The 3,567-nt window shown below is 54.1% G+C and carries 2 rRNA genes; both read right to left on the bottom strand.

Going from position 1 to position 3,567, the window contains the following annotated elements:
- Positions 1–104: 104 nt before the first annotated feature.
- A 5S ribosomal RNA gene (gene rrf / locus AC0L2R_RS33530) occupies positions 105–219 on the bottom strand.
- A 276-nt stretch (positions 220–495) separates the two neighbouring features.
- Positions 496–3,363 (bottom strand): 23S ribosomal RNA (locus tag AC0L2R_RS33525).
- Between the last annotated feature and the right edge of the window lie 204 nt (positions 3,364–3,567).

Raw genomic sequence — 3,567 nt, 5'->3', positions numbered from 1 at the left:
CAAGCTTTCGCCAACTGAAAGGGCCGCTTGCGCGGCCCGAGTTCCCGATTGGCGGGCCTGTTTTGTAAGGAGAAGACTGGATTTTTGCAACGTGCGTTTTGCAGACCTGGCAGCGACCTACTCTCCCGCGTCTTGAGACGAAGTACCATCAGCGCTGGAGCGTTTCACGGCCGAGTTCGGAATGGGATCGGGTGCAGCCGCTCCGCCATAACCACCAGGTCGGCAAAGCGCACGTTGCTCGAGAAGCTGGGTCAGGGATTAGGCAGTAGGGAATAGTAAGTAGAAGATACCCACTCGCTATAAGCCTGTGCCATTTGCCCGTCTTTCCGTGCCAATGGCGACGTTCTCGCAGACCACTTCGGGCGTAAGCCCGCAAGCGCGACTGCGCGTCGCCGGTCGTCCGGCGCCCTCGCGGAGCATAGGCCCGTAAGGGCCGCTCATGCGTGAGCGCTGGTAAGACCATCTGACTTTGTCAAATGGGCATAAGGAATGAGAACGATCAAGCCGATCGAACTATTAGTACCGGTAAGCTTCAAGCGTTGCCGCTCTTCCACACCCGGCCTATCAACGTGGTCGTCTTCCACGGTTCTCAGGGAATACTCGTTTTAAGGTGGGTTTCCCGCTTAGATGCCTTCAGCGGTTATCCCGTCCGGATATAGCTACCCTGCTATGCGGCTGGCGCCACAACAGGTCCACCAGAGATCCGTCCATCCCGGTCCTCTCGTACTAGGGACAGATCCTTTCAATATTCCTACACCCACGGCAGATAGGGACCGAACTGTCTCACGACGTTCTGAACCCAACTCACGTACCGCTTTAAATGGCGAACAGCCATACCCTTGGGACCTGCTCCAGCCCCAGGATGCGATGAGTCGACATCGAGGTGCCAAACAACCCCGTCGATATGGACTCTTGGGGGTCATCAGCCTGTTATCCCCGGCGTACCTTTTATCCGTTGAGCGATGGCCCTTCCACGCGGGACCACCGGATCACTATGACCGACTTTCGTCTCTGCTCGACTTGTCAGTCTCGCAGTCAGGCAGGCTTATGCCATTGCACTCAGCGAACGATTTCCGACCGTTCTGAGCCCACCATCGCGCGCCTCCGTTACTCTTTAGGAGGCGACCGCCCCAGTCAAACTACCCACCATACATTGTCCCGGACCCGGATGACGGGCCGCGGTTAGACATCCATAGTGATAAGGGTGGTATTTCAAGGGTGGCTCCACCTGAGCTGGCGCCCAGGTTTCAAAGCCTACCACCTATCCTACACATGCCACTACGAATGCCAATGTAAAGCTATAGTAAAGGTGCACGGGGTCTTTCCGTCTAACCGCAGGAACCCCGCATCTTCACGGGGAATTCAATTTCACTGAGTCTATGCTGGAGACAGCGGGGAAGTCGTTACGCCATTCGTGCAGGTCGGAACTTACCCGACAAGGAATTTCGCTACCTTAGGACCGTTATAGTTACGGCCGCCGTTTACTGGGGCTTCGATTCAGAGCTTGCACCCCTCCTCTTAACCTTCCAGCACCGGGCAGGCGTCAGACCCTATACGTCGTCTTGCGACTTCGCAGAGCCCTGTGTTTTTGATAAACAGTCGCTACCCCCTGGTCTGTGCCACCCTCCTCCACTTGCGTGGAAAAGGGTCACGCTTCTTCCGAAGTTACGCGTGCAATTTGCCGAGTTCCTTCAGCATAGTTCTCTCAAGCGCCTTGGTATACTCTACCAGTCCACCAGTGTCGGTTTCGGGTACGGTCTATAAGGAGGAGCTATTTCCTGGAACCACGCAGCAGCCCGTTCAATCCGATAAGATTGGACTACCTCAATGATCCGTCACTTCCTCCAGGCCCACGAATATTAACGTGGTTCCCATCGTCTACGCATTTCTGCCTCGACTTAGGGGCCGGCTAACCCTGCTCAGATTAGCTTTAAGCAGGAACCCTTGGACTTTCGGCGGGGGAGTCTCTCACTCCCCTTACGTTACTCATGTCAGCATTCGCACTTCTGATACCTCCACCACCCCTCACGGGTATGGCTTCATCAGCTTACAGAACGCTCCGCTACCGCTCGTGATTGCTCACGAACCCTAAGCTTCGGTGTATGGCTTGAGCCCCGTTACATTTTCGGCGCAAAGACCCTTATTTAGACCAGTGAGCTGTTACGCTTTCTTTAAATGATGGCTGCTTCTAAGCCAACATCCTGGTTGTTTTGGGATCCTCACATCCTTTCCCACTTAGCCATAACTTGGGGACCTTAGCTGTAGGTCAGGGTTGTTTCCCTTTTCACGACGGACGTTAGCACCCGCCGTGTGTCTGCCGACTAGTACTCCCAGGTATTCGGAGTTTGGTTAGGTTTGGTAATCCGGTGAGGACCCCTAGCCCATCCAGTGCTCTACCCCCTGGGGTATTCGGTCGACGCTCTACCTAAATAGATTTCGCGGAGAACCAGCTATTTCCGAGTTTGATTGGCCTTTCACCCCTAGCCACAAGTCATCCCGAACTATTGCAACAGTTATGGGTTCGGTCCTCCAGTAAGTGTTACCTTACCTTCAACCTGCTCATGGCTAGATCACTCGGTTTCGGGTCTAATGCGACGAACTGAACGCCCTGTTCAGACTCGCTTTCGCTGCGCCTACACCTAGCGGTTTAAGCTTGCTCGTCACACTAAGTCGCTGACCCATTATACAAAAGGTACGTGGTCACCCAGGACGAACCTTGGACTCCCACTGTTTGTAGGCAATCGGTTTCAGGTACTCTTTCACTCCCCTTGTCGGGGTGCTTTTCACCTTTCCCTCACGGTACTAGTTCGCTATCGGTCATGCACGAGTACTTAGGCTTGGAGGGTGGTCCCCCCAATTTCAGACAGGATTTCACGTGTCCCGCCTTACTCGAGGACGATGATTTGCATTACGCGTACGGGGCTGTCACCCACTATGGCCCTACTTTCCAGAAGGTTCCGCTTGTCTCATCATCGCCACTGGCCTGGTCCGGGTTCGCTCGCCACTACTGCCGGAGTCTCGGTTGATGTCCTTTCCTACGGGTACTTAGATGTTTCAGTTCCCCGCGTTCGCCACTTTATCCCTATGTATTCAGGATAAGTTACCTATAACAGATCCTTGGAAACCACAGCAGCAAGTCTGCGCGATCTCAAAGAGATCGTCGCTTAACGCTCAATCCTTTTGGGATCTCGCGCCAATTGCCCTGCTGCTCTGATTTTCCAAGCACCTTAGGTGGGTTTCCCCATTCGGAAATCTACGGATCAAAGGGTATTCGCACCTCCCCGTAGCTTATCGCAGCGTATCACGTCCTTCATCGCCTGTGCATGCCAAGGCATCCACCAATTGCCCTTAAGACACTTGATCGTTCTCATTGCCAATACCCATCGCGCGATCCCGAAGGGATCATCGCTCGAACCAGATCCTGTGCAGGATCTAGCTTCAATGGAATTGGCACAAAAAGACCAGCTTCTCGAGATCGGTTCGAGGGTGCGGTTAGGCAAACCCATCATATGCGGGAGATTGAGCGTCTCCCGCGACAAATCACACCCCTTGCGAGCTATGAAGTTC

It is taken from the genome of Mesorhizobium sp. WSM4820 (assembly GCF_055811075.1).
Note: the sequence above shows the minus strand (reverse complement) of the source record. Positions and strands in the feature narration are given on the sequence as shown.